13 protein-coding genes are annotated in these 17708 nt (G+C 68.0%); all 13 read left to right on the forward strand.

Annotated features, from left to right (window positions below; genetic code table 11):
* The first annotated feature begins 36 nt into the window (after positions 1-36).
* The 13 genes from gluQRS (at position 37) to ACIGKL_RS08850 (ending at position 17640) form a co-directional block, all read left to right on the forward strand.
* Positions 37-921: a tRNA glutamyl-Q(34) synthetase GluQRS gene (gene gluQRS, locus ACIGKL_RS08790; RefSeq protein WP_397486846.1), complete on the forward strand. Its 885-nt coding sequence runs from the start codon at positions 37-39 to the stop codon at positions 919-921.
* A 183-nt stretch (positions 922-1104) separates the two neighbouring features.
* Positions 1105-1281, forward strand: coding sequence for a hypothetical protein (locus ACIGKL_RS08795; protein WP_003244646.1), 177 nt, complete (start codon positions 1105-1107; stop codon positions 1279-1281).
* A 57-nt stretch (positions 1282-1338) separates the two neighbouring features.
* Positions 1339-4293 carry a sensor histidine kinase gene (locus ACIGKL_RS08800; protein ID WP_397486295.1) on the forward strand — a complete coding sequence of 985 codons (2955 nt, stop codon included), beginning with the start codon at positions 1339-1341 and terminating at the stop codon, positions 4291-4293.
* A gap of 61 nt (positions 4294-4354) precedes the next feature.
* Positions 4355-5785 (forward strand): sigma-54-dependent transcriptional regulator, encoded by a 1431-nt coding sequence (locus tag ACIGKL_RS08805; RefSeq protein WP_397486296.1) that lies wholly within the window; start codon positions 4355-4357, stop codon positions 5783-5785.
* A gap of 692 nt (positions 5786-6477) precedes the next feature.
* Positions 6478-7875, forward strand: a complete 1398-nt coding sequence (locus ACIGKL_RS08810) for a polynucleotide adenylyltransferase PcnB (RefSeq protein ID WP_397486297.1) — start codon at positions 6478-6480, stop codon at positions 7873-7875.
* Positions 7872-8360 (forward strand): 2-amino-4-hydroxy-6-hydroxymethyldihydropteridine diphosphokinase, encoded by a 489-nt coding sequence (gene folK / locus ACIGKL_RS08815; protein WP_397486298.1) that lies wholly within the window; start codon positions 7872-7874, stop codon positions 8358-8360. The genes ACIGKL_RS08810 and folK overlap by 4 nt, the downstream gene beginning before the upstream one ends.
* 271 nt (positions 8361-8631) lie before the next feature.
* A complete protein-coding gene (gene panB, locus ACIGKL_RS08820) occupies positions 8632-9432 on the forward strand; it encodes a 3-methyl-2-oxobutanoate hydroxymethyltransferase (RefSeq protein ID WP_397486299.1) in 801 nt (266 codons plus the stop codon).
* Positions 9429-10286 (forward strand): pantoate--beta-alanine ligase, encoded by an 858-nt coding sequence (panC, locus tag ACIGKL_RS08825; protein WP_397486300.1) that lies wholly within the window; start codon positions 9429-9431, stop codon positions 10284-10286. The genes panB and panC overlap by 4 nt, the downstream gene beginning before the upstream one ends.
* 79 nt (positions 10287-10365) lie before the next feature.
* Positions 10366-12030, forward strand: coding sequence for a glucose-6-phosphate isomerase (gene pgi, locus ACIGKL_RS08830; protein WP_397486301.1), 1665 nt, complete (start codon positions 10366-10368; stop codon positions 12028-12030).
* Between the two features lie 161 nt (positions 12031-12191).
* Positions 12192-14129 (forward strand): acetate--CoA ligase, encoded by a 1938-nt coding sequence (acs, locus tag ACIGKL_RS08835; RefSeq protein ID WP_397486302.1) that lies wholly within the window; start codon positions 12192-12194, stop codon positions 14127-14129.
* A 136-nt stretch (positions 14130-14265) separates the two neighbouring features.
* On the forward strand, positions 14266-15132 hold the full coding sequence (locus ACIGKL_RS08840) for an oxygenase MpaB family protein (RefSeq protein ID WP_397486303.1): 867 nt from the start codon (positions 14266-14268) through the stop codon (positions 15130-15132).
* 84 nt (positions 15133-15216) lie between these two features.
* Complete coding sequence (locus ACIGKL_RS08845; protein ID WP_397486304.1) at positions 15217-16398, forward strand: acetyl-CoA C-acetyltransferase; 1182 nt, start codon at positions 15217-15219, stop codon at positions 16396-16398.
* A gap of 225 nt (positions 16399-16623) precedes the next feature.
* A complete protein-coding gene (locus tag ACIGKL_RS08850) occupies positions 16624-17640 on the forward strand; it encodes a class I SAM-dependent rRNA methyltransferase (RefSeq protein WP_397486305.1) in 1017 nt (338 codons plus the stop codon).
* Positions 17641-17708 lie beyond the last annotated feature (68 nt).

Below are 17708 nucleotides of genomic sequence, written 5' to 3' on the forward strand. Positions count from 1 at the left end.
ACCCTACAGATTCAACAAGCTTCCAGCCCCGCGCCGATGAACAGCTCCTACGTCGGGCGCTTCGCCCCCACCCCCAGCGGCTACCTGCACTTCGGCTCGCTGGTCGCCGCCCTCGCCTCCTACCTCGACGCCCGCGCCGCCGGCGGTCGCTGGCTGCTGCGCATGGAAGACCTCGACCCGCCGCGCGAAGTGCCCGGCGCCCAGGACGCCATCCTGCGCACCCTGGAAAGCTACGGTTTCGCCTGGGACGGCGAGCTGGTCTACCAGCGCGATCGACATGCCGAGTACGCCGCGGTGATCGAGCGGCTGCTGGCTCAGGGCCTGGCCTATGCCTGCACCTGCTCGCGCAAGCAGTTGGCCGGGCACGGCGGCATCTACCCCGGCACCTGCCGCGATGCCGGCCACGCCGGGCATGATGCCGCCATCCGCCTGCGCGTGCCGCAACTGGAATACCGCTTCGTCGACCGCGTGCAGGGCGAGTTCGGCCAGCAGCTGGGACGCGAGGTGGGCGATTTCGTCATCCGCCGCCGCGACGGCCTGTTCGCCTACCAGCTCGCCGTGGTGCTGGACGACGCCTGGCAGGGGGTGACCGACGTGGTACGCGGCGCCGACCTGCTCGACTCCACGCCGCGCCAGCTGTACCTGCAGGAACTGCTCGGGCTGCCGCAGCCGCGCTACCTGCACGTGCCGCTGATCATCCAGCCCGACGGCCACAAGCTGGGCAAGAGCTACCGCTCGCCGCCGCTGCCCGCCGAACAGGCCAGTCCCCTGCTGCTGCGCGCCCTGCGTGCCCTCGGCCAGCAAGCGCCCGCCGAGTTGCAGGGCGCCGCGCCCGCCGAGCTGCTGGCCTGGGGCAGCGCCCACTGGGACGCCAGCCGCATTCCGCGCAGCCGCACCCTGGCCGAGGCGCAGCTGCGCTGAGAGCCGGGGCCGCCTAGGCCGTACCGGGGCAACCCGCCACCGCGCTCCCCGGACGGTATCCGGGCTACGTTGGATAACGCCTGGACATCGGTGCGCACAGCGCACCCTACGGCAAGCCTCAAGTTTGTGGCTTGCAACGCGCGGCTTCCTTTACCATCGCCGCATCCTCCGACGAGATAGCGCATGTATATCTACCGACTGGTGCTGATCCTGGTGGTGGGGATCTACCTGTTCTCCCCGGCCATCATGGACTGGTGGATCGACCCCAATGGCGCCTGGTACCGGCCCTACCTGCTGTGGCTGATCCTGATCGTCGTCACCTTCATCCTGCAGAGCCAACGCGATGCCGATGAACTCTGACTCGAACCGGCGCCCCTCGGGTGCCCGCCCCCTATTCCCATTCGCAGAGCCAACGCGATGCTGACGAGCTTTAGCCTGAGCGAGCTGATCCTGATCAGCGCCGGCTACCTGTTGATCCTGTTCGGCGTCGCCTGGGTCAGCGAACACGGCCTGATTCCACGCTGGATCATCCGCCACCCGCTGACCTACACCCTGTCGCTGGGCGTCTACGCCAGCGCCTGGGCCTTCTACGGCACGGTGGGCCTGGCCTACCAGTACGGCTACGGCTTCCTCGCCAGCTACCTGGGGGTGTCCGGCGCCTTCCTGCTGGCGCCGGTGCTGCTCTACCCGATCCTGCGCATCACCCGCACCTACCAGCTGTCGTCGCTGGCCGACCTGTTCGCCTTCCGCTTTCGCAGCACCTGGGCCGGGGTGCTGACCACCCTGTTCATGCTGATCGGCGTGCTGCCGCTGCTGGCCCTGCAGATCCAGGCGGTGGCCGACTCCATCGGCATCCTCAGCCGCGAGCCGCTGCAGGAGAAGGTGGCGCTGAGCTACTGCGGGCTGATCATCCTGTTCACCATCCTGTTCGGCGCCCGCCATATCGCCACCCGCGAGAAGCACGAAGGCCTGGTGTTCGCCATCGCCTTCGAGTCGCTGGTCAAGCTGGTGGCCCTCGGCGTGATCGGCTGGTACGCGCTGTACCAGGTGTTCGGCGGCCCGCGCGAGCTGGAGATGTGGCTGGTGCAGAACCAGGCGGCGCTGGCGACCCTGCACACGCCGCTGCAGGAAGGCCCCTGGCGCACCCTGCTGCTGGTGTTCTTCGCCTCGGCCATCGTCATGCCGCACATGTACCACATGACCTTCACCGAGAACCTCAACCCGCGCGCCATGGTCAGCGCCAGCTGGGGCCTGCCGCTGTTTTTGCTGCTGATGAGCCTGGCGGTGCCGCTGATTCTCTGGGCCGGGCTCAAGCTCGGCGCCACCACCAACCCCGAGTACTTCACCCTGGGGCTCGGCATCGCGGTGAACAGCGAGGCGCTGGCGCTGCTCGCCTACGTCGGCGGCCTGTCCGCCTCCAGCGGGCTGATCATCGTCAGCACCCTGGCGCTGTCGGGCATGGCACTCAACCACCTGGTGCTGCCGCTGTACCAGCCGCCGGCCGAGGGCAATATCTACCGCTGGCTGAAGTGGACGCGGCGCGCGCTGATTCTCGCCATCATCATGGCCGGCTACGGTTTCTACCTGCTGCTCGGCGCCCAGCAGGACCTGGCCAACCTGGGCATAGTCGCCTTCGTCGCCACCCTGCAGTTCCTCCCCGGCGTGCTCTCGGTGCTGTACTGGCCGACCGCCAACCGCCGCGGCTTCCTCGCCGGGCTGCTGGCCGGCATCGGCGTCTGGGCGCTGACCATGTTGCTGCCGCTGCTGGGCAACCTGGAAGGCTTCTACCTGCCGCTGTTCAACGTCATCTACGTGCTCGACGATGCCAGCTGGCACCTGGCGGCCATCGCCTCGCTGGCGGCCAACGTGCTGGTGTTCACCCTGGTGTCGCTGTTCACCGAGGCCAGCGCCGAGGAAAAGAGCGCCGCCGAGGCCTGCGCGGTGGACAACGTGCGCCGCCCGCAACGCCGCGAGCTGGTGGCGGTGTCGCCGCAGGAATTCGCCGCCCAGCTGGCCAAGCCGCTCGGCGCCAAGACCGCCCAGCGCGAGGTGGAGCAGGCCCTGCGCGACCTGCACCTGCCGTTCGACGAGAGCCGCCCCTATGCCCTGCGTCGCCTGCGCGACCGCATCGAGGCCAACCTCTCCGGCCTGATGGGCCCCAGCGTGGCGCAGGACATAGTCGAGACCTTCCTGCCCTACAAATCCGGCAGCGAGGGCTACGTCACCGAGGACATCCACTTCATCGAGAGCCGCCTGGAGGACTACCAGTCGCGCCTCACCGGCCTCGCCGCCGAGCTCGACGCGCTGCGCCGCTACCACCGCCAGACCCTGCAGGAGCTGCCGATGGGCGTCTGCTCGCTGGCCAAGGATCAGGAGATCCTGATGTGGAACCGGGCCATGGAGGAGCTTACCGAGATTCCCGCGCAGCGCATCGTCGGCTCGCGCCTGTCGGCACTGGCCGAGCCCTGGCAGGGCCTGCTGCAGACTTTTATCGAACTGCCCGACCAGCACCTGCACAAGCAGCACCTGGCCGTCGACGGCCAGATCCGCTGGCTCAACCTGCACAAGGCGGCCATCGACGAGCCGCTGGCGCCGGGCAACAGCGGCCTGGTGCTGCTGGTCGAGGACCTCACCGAAACCCAGCTGCTGGAAGACAAGCTGGTGCACTCCGAGCGCCTGGCCAGCATCGGCCGCCTGGCCGCCGGGGTAGCCCACGAGATCGGCAACCCGATCACCGGCATCGCCTGCCTGGCGCAGAACCTGCGCGAGGAGCGCGAAAGCGACCCCGAGCTGATCGAGATCAGCGGGCAGATCCTCGAGCAGACCAAGCGCGTGTCGCGCATCGTCCAGTCGCTGATGAGCTTCGCCCACTCCGGCAGCCACCAGCGCAGCGAGGAGCCGGTGTGCCTGGCCGACGTGGCGCAGGACGCCATCGGCCTGCTGTCGCTGAACAAGCGCAACTTCGACATCCAGTTCTACAACCTCTGCGATCCGCAGCACTGGGCCGAGGGCGATCCGCAGCGCCTGGCCCAGGTGCTGATCAACCTGCTGTCCAACGCCCGCGACGCCTCGCCGCCGGGCGGCGCCATCCGCGTGCGCAGCGAGGCGTCCGAGCACACCGTCGACCTGATCGTCGAGGACGAAGGCAGCGGCATTCCCAAGGCGATCGTCGACCGCCTGTTCGAGCCGTTCTTCACCACCAAGGACCCCGGCGAGGGCACCGGCCTGGGCCTCGCGCTGGTCTATTCGATCGTGGAAGAGCATTATGGGCAGATAACAATCGACAGCCCGGCCGACCCCGAGCGCCAACTCGGCACTCGCATTCGGGTCACCCTGCCGCGGCATGTCGAGGCGACGTCCGTAGCGATGTAACCAGCGACAGAGGGCGCCTGCAGATCGGCGGCGCCCCAGAGACCGTCGAGAGACCGAATTGATGCCACATATTCTTATCGTCGAAGACGAAACCATTATCCGCTCTGCCTTGCGCCGCCTGCTCGAACGCAACCAGTACCAGGTCAGCGAAGCCGGCTCGGTGCAGGAAGCCCAGGAACGCTACGGCATTCCCGGCTTCGACCTGATCGTCAGCGACCTGCGCCTGCCCGGCGCGCCCGGCACCGAGCTGATCAAGCTGGCCGAAGGCACCCCGGTGCTGATCATGACCAGCTACGCCAGCCTGCGCTCGGCGGTGGACTCGATGAAGATGGGCGCGGTCGACTACATCGCCAAGCCTTTCGACCACGACGAGATGCTGCAGGCCGTGGCGCGCATCCTGCGCGATCGCCAGGAAGCCAAGAGCACGCCAGCCGCGGCCAACGCTGCCAGCCCGCGCAGTGGCGGAGGCGAGAAAGCGGCGGACAACGCCAACGGCGAAATCGGCATCATCGGCTCCTGCGCCGCCATGCAGGAGCTCTACGGCAAGATCCGCAAGGTCGCCCCCACCGACTCCAACGTGCTGGTGCAGGGCGAGTCCGGCACCGGCAAGGAGCTGGTCGCCCGCGCGCTGCACAACCTGTCCAAGCGCGCCAAGGCGCCGCTGATCTCGGTCAACTGCGCGGCGATTCCGGAAACCCTGATCGAATCGGAGCTGTTCGGCCACGAGAAGGGCGCCTTCACCGGCGCCAGCGCCGGTCGCGCCGGCTTGGTGGAAGCGGCCGACGGCGGCACCCTGTTCCTCGACGAGATCGGCGAACTGCCGCTGGAAGCCCAGGCGCGCCTGCTGCGCGTGCTGCAGGAAGGCGAGATTCGCCGGGTCGGCTCGGTGCAGTCGCAGAAGGTCGACGTGCGCCTGATCGCCGCCACCCACCGCGACCTCAAGACCCTGGCCAAGACCGGCCAGTTCCGCGAAGACCTCTACTACCGCCTGCACGTCATCGCCCTCAAGCTGCCCGCCCTGCGCGAGCGCGGCAGCGACGTCAGCGAAATCGCCCAGGCCTTCCTCGCGCGCCAGTGCACGCGCATGGGCCGCGAGCCGCTGCGCTTCGCCCAGGATGCCGAGCAGGCCATCCGTCACTACCCCTGGCCGGGCAACGTGCGCGAGCTGGAGAACGCCATCGAGCGTGCGGTGATCCTCTGCGAGGGCGCGGAAATTTCCGCCGACCTGCTGGGCATCGATATCGAGCTGGACGACCTGGACGACGACTTCGGCCTGCCAGCGGCTGCCGGGCAGAGCAGCGGCAACAGCCACGAGCCCACCGAAGACCTGTCGCTGGAGGACTATTTCCAGCACTTCGTGCTCGAGCACCAGGATCACATGACCGAGACCGAACTGGCGCGCAAGCTCGGCATCAGCCGCAAGTGCCTGTGGGAACGCCGCCAGCGCCTGGGCATCCCGCGGCGCAAATCCGGCGTGACCAGCGGCCCTTGACCGCGCACGCCGGGTGACAACCGACCTGCACGCAGGTTCCGCGGGTTGTTACCGAATCAATATCTCGTAACAAAAGCCGGGTCTAATGGTAACGAAAACCCGGCTTTTTTCTCCCCTCCGACCACCCCTCATCTTTCGCAAACCCTTGATTTACAAGGAATCGCAAAAACTGGCACGGCATCTGCTTTATCTCTGGCACAACAACAATAACAAGCAAAGCCCCACACAATAAGAACAAGACGTAACGACTCCAAAACAACAAAAACAACAAGATGGAGGCGCAGCTAACTGATTCTTTTGGAGAGGAGTTGCCCTTGGGGTTCGCCCCACGACCAGGCCGAGAACAATAAAACTGCCCCGAGGCAGCACCCGTACTGGTTGGATCACGCAAGTGTCATGGCAGCATCAGCGTCCAAAGAAATCCGTTTGCTATTGGCTCCCGCTTTCAGGGAGCACCCAACCGACCACGGTCGTTTGGGAAGGGCGAAACAACAAAAACAACGCGCCCTCAATAACAATAAAAACGAAGCACGCACCAACTTGGGGGGGAGCTTAGGCTCCCCCAGTAGCTTCCGCTCCCCGGATCCCCGCCTGCCGCCCTACACACCTTCTCCCGACACGATGCTAGAATCCGCAGCAATCATGCGGTCATCGTTTCGTCTGGCCGGTCATTTCTCCACACAGTGCATCCCATGCTGAAGAAGCTGTTCAAGTCTTTCCGCTCGCCCCTGCGCCGCGCGCAGCGCCCGCGCAGCACCCCCGAGGTGCTGAGCAGCCGGCAACACCCGATCAACCGCAACGAGATCAGCCGCCATGCCATCAGCGTGGTCGAACGCCTGCAAAAGGCCGGCTACCAGGCCTACCTGGTCGGCGGTTGCGTGCGCGACCTGCTGCTGGACATCGAACCCAAGGATTTCGACGTGGCCACCAGCGCCACCCCCGAGCAGGTGCGCGCGGAATTCCGCAACGCACGGGTGATCGGCCGTCGTTTCAAGCTGGTGCACGTGCATTTCGGCCGCGAGATCATCGAAGTCGCCACCTTCCGCGCCAACCACCCGCAGGGCGACGACGAAGAAAACAGCAACCTGGCGGCGCGCCACGAGAGCGGGCGCATCCTGCGCGACAACGTCTACGGCAGCCTGGAGGACGACGCCCAGCGCCGCGACTTCACCATCAACGCGCTGTACTACGACCCCTCCCAGGAACACATCCTCGACTACGCGCGCGGCATGCACGACGTGCGCAACCACCAGGTTCGGCTGATCGGCGACCCCGAGCAGCGCTACCTGGAAGACCCGGTGCGCATGCTTCGCGCGGTGCGCTTCGCTGCCAAGCTGGACTTCGACATCGAGAAGCACAGCGCCGCGCCGATCCGCCGCCTGGCGCCGATGCTGCGCGACATCCCCGCCGCACGCCTGTTCGACGAGGTGCTCAAGTTATTCCTGGCCGGCTATGCCGAATACACCTTCGACCTGCTGCTCGAGCACGACCTGTTCGCCCAGCTGTTCCCGGCCAGCGGCGAGGCGCTGAGGCGCAACCCCGAGTACACCGAGCAGCTGATCCGCCAGGCGCTGATCAACACCGACGAGCGCATCGCCCAGGGCAAATCGGTGACCCCGGCCTTCCTCTTCGCCGCGCTGCTTTGGCCGGCCCTGCCGGCTCGCGTGCTGCAACTGCAGGACAGGGGCATGCCGCCGATCCCGGCGATGCAGGAAGCCGCCCACGAGCTGATCGCCGAGCAGTGCCAGCGCATCGCCGTGCCCAAACGCTTCACCATCCCGATCCGCGAGATCTGGGACATGCAGGAGCGCCTGCCGCGGCGCAGCGGCAAGCGCGCCGACCTGCTGCTGGACAACCCGCGCTTTCGCGCCGGCTACGACTTCCTGCTGCTGCGCGAGCATGCCGGCGAGGACACCGGCGGCCTCGGCGACTGGTGGACCGACTACCAGGACGCCAGCGACAGCCAGCGCCGGCAGATGATCCGCGACCTCGCCGGCAAGCCCGAAGCGGCCGGCAGCGCGCCACGCAAACGCCGGCGCAGCAGCGGCCGGCGCAAGCGCGACGACGCGGGCGGCGCCGGCGAGGAATGATGGAGCGCGTCTATATCGGCCTCGGCAGCAACCTGGCCGAGCCGCTGCAGCAGCTGCGCGACGCCCTCGCCGCCCTCGCCCAGTTGCCGGACACCAGGCTGCTCACCCACTCCTCCTTCTATGCCAGCGACCCGCTCGGCCCGCCCGACCAGCCGCGCTACGTCAACGCCGTGGCGGCGCTGGACACGGCGCTGGCCCCCTGGACGCTGCTCGACGCCCTGCAGCGCATCGAGCAGGAACAGGGCCGCGTGCGCAAGGCCGAACGCTGGGGGCCGCGCACCCTGGACCTGGATATCCTGCTGTTCGGCGAGCGCCTGATCGCCGACGAACGCCTGAGGGTGCCGCACTACCATATGCACGCGCGGCCCTTCGTGCTCTACCCGCTGGCCGAACTCGCCGCCGAGCTGCAGCTGCCCGACGGCCGCCGCCTGAGCGAACTGCTGGCCGCCTGCCCCTTCACCGGCCTGGAACGCCTGGCCGAGTAGCCCGGCCGGCCGCTGTGGGAGGCGCTTCAGCCGCGACCCGACAAGCTCGCCGCTGAAGCGCCCGCCACAGGGCGGCCCCTTGCGTAACCCGCCATCCCGCGCATTGGCGGTAACGCCCGTAACAGCCGGGTAACACCTGCAATTGACTTCGCCTGCCCCCATCGGGACTATAGGCGTCCCGTCGCCCGCCGCCGGGCGCACCTTTACGCCAATCCAGGCCGGATTGCCGCCGCTTAGAAGCCGCGACCGAGCCTGAGCGAGGACCCTTGAAATGCCTGACGTTACCCTGACCACCCTGCAGAGCCTCAAGCACAGCGGTGCCAAGATCGCCATGCTGACCTGCTACGACGCCACCTTCGCCCAGGCCGCCTGCCAGGCCGGGGTCGACGTGCTGCTGGTCGGCGATTCCCTGGGCATGGTGCTGCAGGGGCACGACAGCACCCTGCCGGTCAGCGTCGAGGAGATGGCCTACCACACCGCCTGCGTCAAACGCGGCAACCAGGGCGCGCTGATCATCACCGACCTGCCCTTTATGGCCTACGCCACTCATGAACAAGCCATGAGCAACAGCGCCCGGCTGATGCAGGCCGGCGCCCATATGGTCAAGCTGGAGGGCGCCGGCTGGCTGGCCGAGCCGATCCGCCTGCTGGCCGAGCGCGGCGTGCCGGTATGCGCCCACCTGGGCCTGACCCCGCAGGCGGTGAACATCCTCGGCGGCTACAAGGTGCAGGGCCGCCAGGAGGCCCAGGCGCGGCAGATGCGCGCCGACGCCATGGCCCTGGAACAGGCCGGCGCCGCCATGCTGCTGCTCGAATGCGTGCCCAGCGAACTGGCCGCGGAAATCAGCCAGGCGGTGAAGATTCCGGTGATCGGCATTGGCGCAGGGCCCGCCACCGACGGCCAGGTGCTGGTGCAGCACGACATGCTCGGCCTGTCGCTGTCCGGCCGCGCGCCGAAGTTCGTGCGCAACTTCATGGACGGCCAGAGCAGCATCCAGGGCGCCCTCGCCGCCTACGTCCAGGCGGTCAAGGACGGCAGCTTCCCCGCCGCCGAACACGGGTTCTCGGCATGAACACGGTCAAGACCCTGCGCGAACTGCGCGCCGCCGTCGCCCAGGCCCGCGCCGAGGGCAAGCAGATCGGCTTCGTGCCGACCATGGGCAACCTGCACGCCGGCCACGTCTCCCTGGTGGAGACCGCCGCCCAGCGCGCCGACTTCGTGGTCGCCAGCATCTTCGTCAACCCGCTGCAGTTCGGCGCCGGCGAGGACCTGGCCAGCTACCCGCGCACCCTCGCCGCCGACCAGGAGAAACTCCTGGCCGCCGGCTGCCACCTGCTGTTCCACCCGGACGTGGCGGAGATCTACCCGCACGGCATGGCCGACCAGACCCGGGTGATAGTGCCCGGCGTCTCCGCAGGCCTGTGCGGTGCCAGCCGCCCCGGCCACTTCGAGGGCGTGGCCACGGTGGTGACCAAGCTGTTCAACATGGTGCAGCCGGATCTGGCCGTGTTCGGCGAGAAGGACTACCAGCAACTGGCGGTGATCCGCGCCCTGGTGCACGACCTCAACATGCCGATCCAGATCATCGGCGCGCCGACCCAGCGCGCCGAGGACGGCCTGGCGCTGTCCTCGCGCAACGGCTACCTCGACGCCGCGCAGCGCGCCGCCGCCCCGGCGCTGTACCGCAGCCTGCAGGGCATTGCCGCTGAGCTGCAACGCGGCGCCCGCGACTACGCCCGACTGATCGAGGCGGCCCAGGCCCAGCAGCGCGCAGCCGGCTTCGCCCCGGACTACCTGGAAATCCGCAACGCCCTCAGCCTGCGTCCGGCCCAGCTCGACGACCGCCAGCTGGTGGTGCTCACCGCCGCCCACCTGGGCAGCACCCGGCTGATCGACAATCTGCTGGTGGAGCTGCCCGCCCAGTAGCTGCGCCGCGAGACCGCCGGTTACACTCGCCAGGCCCGGATAATTCCGGGCCTTTCGTTTTTCCGCATCAGGAGTCCCGATGGCCTACTACCAGCAGCCGCACGACGTCACCCGCCTGCCCGCCTGGCACGCCCTGCAGCAACACCGCGCCGAGATGGCCGGGTTCAGCATGCGCGAGGCCTTCGCCACGGACGCCCGCCGCTTCCAGCGCTTCTCGCTGAACAGCTGCGGCCTGCTACTGGACTACTCGAAGAACCTGATCGACGAACGCAGCCTCGAGCTGCTGATCCAGCTGGCCGAGCAGGCCGGTCTGCAAGGCGCCATCGACGCCCTGTACAACGGCGAGCCGGTCAACGCCTCGGAAGGCCGCGCCGCCCTGCACACCGCCCTGCGCAGCCCGATCGGCCGGCGCCTGGTGGTGGATGGCGTGGACATCATCCCGCAGGTGCACCGCGTGCTGAACCAGATGACCGAACTGGTCAGCCGCATCCACAGCGGCCTGTGGCGCGGCTACAGCGAAAAGCCGATCACCGAGGTGGTCAATATCGGCATCGGCGGCTCCTTCCTCGGCCCGCAGCTGGTCTCCGAGGCGCTGCGCCCCTTCACCCAGCGCGGCGTGCGCTGCCACTACCTGGCCAATATCGACGGCAGCGAGTTCCGCGAGCTGACCGCCCGGCTCAACCCAGAAACCACCCTGTTCATCGTCTCCAGCAAGTCCTTCGGCACCCTGGAGACGCTGAAGAACACCCTGGCCGCGCGCGACTGGTACCTGGCCATGGGCGGCCCGGAGGCCGAGCTGCACCGCCACTTCATCGCCGTGACCAGCAACCGCAAGGCGGCCATCGAGTTCGGCATCGGCGAGCAGAACATCTTCCCCATGTGGGACTGGGTCGGCGGCCGCTACTCGCTGTGGTCGGCCATCGGCCTGCCCATCGCCCTGGCCATCGGCGTGTCCAACTTCAAGGAACTGCTGGCCGGCGCCTACGCCATGGACCAGCACTTCACCCAGGCGCCGCTGGCGGAGAACATGCCGGTGCTGATGGCCCTACTGGGCATCTGGTACAGCAACTTCTGGGGCGCGCAGAGCCACGCGATCCTGCCCTACGACCACTACCTGCGTAACTTCACCAAGCACCTGCAGCAGCTGGACATGGAATCCAACGGCAAGAGCGTGCGCCAGGACGGCAGCGCCCTGGACATCGCCACCGGCCCGGTGATCTGGGGCGGCGTCGGCTGCAACGGCCAGCACGCCTACCACCAGTTGCTGCACCAGGGCCGCCTGCTGGTGCCGGCCGACTTCATCGTCCCGGTCAACAGCTACAACCCGCTGTCGGACCACCACCAGTGGCTGTTCGCCAACTGCCTGTCGCAGGCCCAGGCGCTGATGCAGGGCAAGAGCCGCGCCGAGGCCGAGGCCGAGCTGCGCGCCAAGGGCCTGAGCGAGGACGAGGTGCAGCGCCTGGCGCCGCACAAGGAGATTCCCGGCAACCGGCCGAGCAATATCCTGGTGATGAACCGCATCGCGCCGTTCAACCTCGGCGCCCTGGTAGCGCTGTACGAACACAAGGTGTTCGTGCAGAGCGCGATCTGGGGCATCAACGCCTTCGACCAGTGGGGCGTGGAGCTGGGCAAGGAGATGGGCAAGGAGGTCTACCAGCGCCTGGTCGGCCAGGTCGACAGCGCCGCCGCCGACGCCTCGACCCAGGGCCTGATCGAGCACTTCCGCGAGCATCATCGCGGCTGATCGCACAATCTGCTGGCCTGGGTTGAGCGCAGCGATACCCAGGCGCCCGGCGCGGGCATCACCGCTATCGCGGCGCTCAGGCAAGCGACGCACTTGAACCGAGCGCCTGCTTGGGTGCACCCTTGGGGACGTTGCGGACAGACAACAACAAGGACCCCGCCATGTTCGAGATCACCCGCCACCCCGTGGCCGACGCGGTGCGCCAGCGCGCGCACCTGGACAACGACGCCTACCTGCGCCTGTACCGGCAGTCCGTCGAGCAGCCCGAGAGCTTCTGGGCCGAGCAGGCCAAGGCCTTCCTCGACTGGTTCCAGCCCTGGGACCGGGTGCACACCAGCGACCTGAAACAGGGCCGTGCCGAATGGTTCAAGGGCGGCCAGCTCAACGTCGCCTACAACTGCATCGACCGCCACCTGCAGCAGCGCGGCGAACAGATCGCCATCATCTGGGAAGGCGACAACCCGGCCGAGTCGGCGCATATCACCTACAACAAGCTGCACCACAACGTCAGCCGCCTGGCCAACGTGCTGAAAAGCCGTGGCGTGAAGAAGGGCGACCGGGTGTGCATCTACATGCCGATGATCCCCGAGGCGGCCTACGCCATGCTCGCCTGCGCGCGCATCGGCGCCGTGCATTCGGTGGTGTTCGGTGGCTTCTCGCCCGATGCCCTGCGCGACCGCATCCTCGATGCCGACTGCCGTACCGTGATCACCGCCGACGAGGGCGTGCGCGGCGGCAAATACATCCCGCTGAAGAACAACGTCGACAAGGCCCTGCAGAGCTGCCCGAACGTTTCCACCGTGGTGGTGGTCGAGCGCACCCAGGGCGACGTGGCCTGGGTGGAAGGCCGAGACCTCTGGTATCACCAGGCGCTCAAGGAGGTCGAGGCTGACTGCCCGGCCGAGCCGATGGACGCCGAGGACCCGCTGTTTATCCTCTACACCTCGGGCTCGACGGGCAAACCCAAGGGCGTGCTGCACAGCACCGGCGGCTACCTGCTCGGTGCGGCGATGACCCACAAATACGTGTTCGACTACCACGAGGGCGACATTTACTGGTGCACCGCCGATGTCGGCTGGGTCACCGGGCACAGCTACATCGTCTACGGCCCGCTGGCCAACGCCGCCACCACACTGATGTTCGAGGGTGTGCCCAACTACCCGGACGCCTCGCGCTTCTGGCAGGTGATCGATAAGCACCAGGTCAATACCTTCTACACCGCCCCCACCGCTCTGCGTGCGCTGATGCGCGAAGGCGAGGCGCCGGTCAAGTCCACCTCGCGTTCGAGCCTGCGTCTGCTCGGTACGGTGGGCGAGCCGATCAACCCCGAGGCCTGGGAATGGTATTTCCATGTGGTCGGCGACATGCGCTGCCCCATCGTCGATACCTGGTGGCAGACCGAAACCGGCTCCATCCTGATCACCCCGCTGCCCGGCGCCACCGACCTCAAGCCCGGCTCGGCCACCCGCCCCTTCTTCGGCGTGCAGCCGGTGCTGCTCGACGAACAGGGCAAGGAGATCGACGGCCCCGGCAGCGGCGTGCTGGCCATCAAGGCCAGCTGGCCGAGCCAGATCCGCAGCGTCTACGGCGATCATCAGCGCATGATCGACACCTACTTCAAGCCCTACCCCGGCTACTACTTCACCGGCGACGGTGCGCGCCGCGACGAGGACGGCTACTACTGGATCACCGGCCGCGTCGACGACGTGATCAACGTCTCCGGCCACCGCATCGGCACCGCCGAGGTGGAAAGCGCGCTGGTGCTGCACGATGCGGTGGCCGAAGCAGCCGTGGTCGGCTACCCGCACGACGTCAAGGGCCAGGGCATCTACGCCTACGTCACCCTGATGAATGGCCAGGAACCGTCCGACGAGCTGAAGAAGGACCTGCTGGCCCTGGTCGGCAAGGAGATCGGCAGTTTCGCCAAGCCGGAGCTGATCCAGTGGGCGCCGGGTCTGCCCAAGACCCGCTCGGGCAAGATCATGCGACGCATCCTGCGCAAGATCGCCTGCAACGAGCTGGACAGTATGGGCGACACCTCGACCCTGGCCGACCCCAGCGTGGTCGACAGCCTGATCGGCCAGCGCCTGAACCGCTGAACCGCTGAACCGCTGAACCCAACGTAGGGTGCGCCGCGCGCACCGCGGAAGCCGCCGCGGCGTGTGAAGGTACACACGGCGCACCCTACGGGGCTCTGTCTTGCGTCTGCCGAACCAAGGCTCGACACTGCGCGCCATGGAAAGCCTACGTCGTCAGATCGAAAAACAGGTGCACAGCCTCACCGGCGCCTCGCTGGGCGTGCTCGACCTCGACCAACCGCGCGGCGATGCCGGCCTGTTCGGCCCGCAGTCGATGGTCTGGCAAGTGCACGCCGACTTCACCGCGATGATGGTCGGCGGCATCTCCGCGCTGCTCCTGCAGATGCTCCACCCGCTGGCGCTGGCCGGCGTCTGGGATCACTCCAGCTTTCGCCAGGACATGCTCGGCCGCCTGCGCCGCACCAGCCTGTTTATCGCCGGCACCACCTATGGCGGCCGACACGATGCCGAACAGCTGATCGACAAGGTGCGCCGCATCCACCTGCAGGTGGTCGGCCATGCGCCGGACGGTCGCCCTTACAGCGCCAGCGATCCCGAGCTGCTGACCTGGGTGCATGTCTCCGAGGTCAGCCAATTTCTCGCCGGCTACCTGCGCTACGTCGACCCGCAGCTGCCAGTGGCCGAGCAGGATCGCTACTACCGCGAAGTAGCGCTAATCGCCGAACGCCTCGGCGCGCAGGAGGTCCCAAAATCGACACAGGCCATCGCCGACTATCTGCAGCGCCTGCGCCCGCACCTGCTCTGCGATGAGTGCACCCGCGAAGTGGTGCGACTGCTCTACGCCGCGCCGATGCCGAGCATCCTGGCCAAGCCTTTCGGCAGCCTGATGCTGCAGGCCGGCGTCGACCTGTTGCCGGACTGGGCCAGCGACCTGCTCGGCGAACGCCAGGCGGCCTGGCGCCGCCCCTTGATCCGCGCCAGCGTGCAGCGCACCGCCAACCTGTTGCGCTGGGCCGTGCGCAACAGCGCCGCACAGCGCGCCCGCCGTCGCCTGGCGCCTTAGCAGGCGTGGCTGGCCGGTCACAGCCAGCCATGCGACCATCAGCGTCTTTCCGGTCATTGTCTGAACCGAATCGAGGATCTGCACATGCAAGACGTCGTCATCGTTGCCGCCACCCGCACCGCCATCGGCAGCTTCCAGGGCAGCCTGGCCGAGATTCCCGCGCCCGAGCTCGGCGCTATCGTGATCAAGCGCCTGCTGGAGCAGACCGGCCTCGACGGCGCTCAGGTCGACGAGGTGATCCTCGGCCAGGTGCTGACCGCCGGCTCCGGGCAGAACCCGGCGCGCCAGGCGGCCATCCGCGCCGGCCTGCCCCACGCCGTGCCGGCGCTGACCCTGAACAAGGTCTGCGGCTCGGGTCTGAAAGCCCTGCACCTGGCCGCCCAGGCGATTCGCTGCGGCGACGCCGAAGTGATCATCGCCGGCGGCATGGAAAATATGAGCCTGGCGCCCTATGTCTTACCGAAGGCCCGCACCGGCCTGCGCATGGGCCACGCCCAGTTGCAGGACAGCATGATCCTCGACGGACTATGGGACGCCTTCAACGACTACCATATGGGCATCACCGCGGAGAACCTGGTGGAGAAATACGGGATTTCCCGCGAAGCCCAGGACGCCTTCGCCGCCGCCTCGCAGCAGAAGGCCTGCGCCGCCATCGAGAGCGCTCGCTTCGCCGCCGAGATCGCTCCGGTGCTGATCCCGCAGCGCAAGGGCGAGCCCGTCGCCTTCGCCAGCGACGAGCAGCCGCGCGCCGGGACTACGGCCGAAAGCCTGGGCAAGCTCAAGCCCGCGTTCAAGAAGGACGGCAGCGTTACCGCCGGCAATGCCTCCAGCCTTAACGACGGCGCGGCCGCGGTACTGCTGATGAGCGCGGCCAAGGCGCAGGCGCTCGGCCTGCCGGTGCTGGCCAAAATTAAGGCCTACGCCAATGCCGGGGTCGACCCGGCGATCATGGGCATCGCCCCGGTCTCGGCCACCCGCCGCTGCCTGGACAAGGCCGGCTGGAACCTGGCCGAGCTGGACCTGATCGAAGCTAACGAGGCCTTCGCCGCCCAGGCCCTGGCGGTCGGCCAGGAACTGGGCTGGGATGCGCAGAAGGTCAACGTCAACGGCGGCGCCATCGCCCTCGGCCATCCCATCGGCGCCTCGGGCTGCCGGGTGCTGGTCAGCCTGCTGCACGAGATGATCAAGCGCGACGCGAAGAAGGGCCTGGCCACCCTGTGCATCGGCGGCGGCCAGGGCGTGGCGCTGGCGATCGAACGCGCCTGACCGTAGGGCGGGTGTAATTCGCGAACGCCCCTCGCTTCACCCGCCCTGCACGCATCGTAGGTTGGGTTGAGGGGCGCAGCCCCGAAGCCCAACGGGATAGGCACCTGTCGTGCCCTGCAGCCCGCCGTTGGGCTTCGCTGCGCTCAGCCCAACCTACGCAACGCCGGCCGAGAGCCGGCGTTTTTCTTGGTAAACTGCGCGCCCTCCCGTTCCGAGACGCCGCGCATGTCCTCTCTCGACCAGGCGCTCTCCGCCGCCCTCGCTGCCCGCCAGTCGCTGCTGGCCGAGCTGCACGCCCAAGGCACCGACTGCTACCGCCTGTTCCACGGCAGCCAGGAAGGCGCCCCCGGCCTCACCCTCGATCGCTACGGCCCGCAGCTGCTGGTGCAAAGTTTTCACCAACCGCTGCAGCGCGAAGTGCTGCTCGCGCTGCACAGCGCCATCAACGAGCGTCTCGGCCTCGACCTGCACCTGGTCTACAACGACCGCGCAGGCGGCAATTCGCGCGTCGACCGCCGCGACGCGGTGTACCAGGCCACGCCCGAGGCGCTGGACGATATGCTCGGCCAGGAATGGGGCCTGAACTACCGGGTGCGTGGCCGCCATCCCGGGCAGGACCCGCTGCTGTTTCTCGATTTGCGCAACGCCCGCGGCTGGATCAAGGCCAACAGCGCCGGCCAGTCCGTGCTCAACCTGTTCGCCTACACCTGCGGCGTCGGCCTCTGCGCCGCGGCCGGCGGCGCGCGCGAGGTGGTCAACCTCGACTTCGCCGAAGGCAACCTGGCGGTGGGCCGCGAGAACGGCGCGCTGAACCCCGGCCTGCCGGCCATGCAGTTCGTCCAGTCCGACTACTTCCCGGCGATCCGCCAGTTGGCCGACCTGCCCATCGCCAGCCGCCGCGGGCAGAAGCTGCCGGCCTACCCGCGCCTGGCGCCGCGCCAGTTCGACCTGGTGTTCCTCGACCCGCCGGCCTGGGCCAAGAGCGCCTTCGGCACCGTCGACCTGCTGCGCGACTACCAGAGCCTGCTCAAGCCGGCCATCCTGGCCACCGCCGAGGGCGGCACGCTGGTGTGCTGCAACAACCTGGCGAAGGTGGAGCTGGCCGACTGGCGCGAACAGGTGCTGCGTTGCGCCGCCAAGCTCGGCCGCCCGGTAGGCGACTGCCAGGTGCTGGCGCCGGCCGCCGACTTCCCCTCGCACGACGCCAAGCCGCCGCTGAAGACCCTGATCCTGAGGTTCTGAGCGGCCCACGGCAGAGAAAAATGCGCGGCGCGGCGCACGCCCGGAACCGAACCGGCGTGCCATACTCC

Origin of the sequence: Pseudomonas sp. NPDC077186 (assembly GCF_044543505.1) — a bacterium.
Taxonomy (GTDB): Bacteria; Pseudomonadota; Gammaproteobacteria; order Pseudomonadales; family Pseudomonadaceae; genus Aquipseudomonas.

What these genes read in the sequence shown, in the direction of transcription:
- gluQRS (WP_397486846.1), top strand. Translation starts at nt 37, where the DNA reads ATGAACAGCTCCTACGTCGGGCGCTTCGCCCCCACCCCCAGCGGCTAC.
- ACIGKL_RS08795 (WP_003244646.1), top strand. Translation starts at nt 1,105, where the DNA reads ATGTATATCTACCGACTGGTGCTGATCCTGGTGGTGGGGATCTACCTG.
- ACIGKL_RS08800 (WP_397486295.1), top strand. Translation starts at nt 1,339, where the DNA reads ATGCTGACGAGCTTTAGCCTGAGCGAGCTGATCCTGATCAGCGCCGGC.
- ACIGKL_RS08805 (WP_397486296.1), top strand. Translation starts at nt 4,355, where the DNA reads ATGCCACATATTCTTATCGTCGAAGACGAAACCATTATCCGCTCTGCC.
- ACIGKL_RS08810 (WP_397486297.1), top strand. Translation starts at nt 6,478, where the DNA reads ATGCTGAAGAAGCTGTTCAAGTCTTTCCGCTCGCCCCTGCGCCGCGCG.
- folK (WP_397486298.1), top strand. Translation starts at nt 7,872, where the DNA reads ATGATGGAGCGCGTCTATATCGGCCTCGGCAGCAACCTGGCCGAGCCG.
- panB (WP_397486299.1), top strand. Translation starts at nt 8,632, where the DNA reads ATGCCTGACGTTACCCTGACCACCCTGCAGAGCCTCAAGCACAGCGGT.
- panC (WP_397486300.1), top strand. Translation starts at nt 9,429, where the DNA reads ATGAACACGGTCAAGACCCTGCGCGAACTGCGCGCCGCCGTCGCCCAG.
- pgi (WP_397486301.1), top strand. Translation starts at nt 10,366, where the DNA reads ATGGCCTACTACCAGCAGCCGCACGACGTCACCCGCCTGCCCGCCTGG.
- acs (WP_397486302.1), top strand. Translation starts at nt 12,192, where the DNA reads ATGTTCGAGATCACCCGCCACCCCGTGGCCGACGCGGTGCGCCAGCGC.
- ACIGKL_RS08840 (WP_397486303.1), top strand. Translation starts at nt 14,266, where the DNA reads ATGGAAAGCCTACGTCGTCAGATCGAAAAACAGGTGCACAGCCTCACC.
- ACIGKL_RS08845 (WP_397486304.1), top strand. Translation starts at nt 15,217, where the DNA reads ATGCAAGACGTCGTCATCGTTGCCGCCACCCGCACCGCCATCGGCAGC.
- ACIGKL_RS08850 (WP_397486305.1), top strand. Translation starts at nt 16,624, where the DNA reads ATGTCCTCTCTCGACCAGGCGCTCTCCGCCGCCCTCGCTGCCCGCCAG.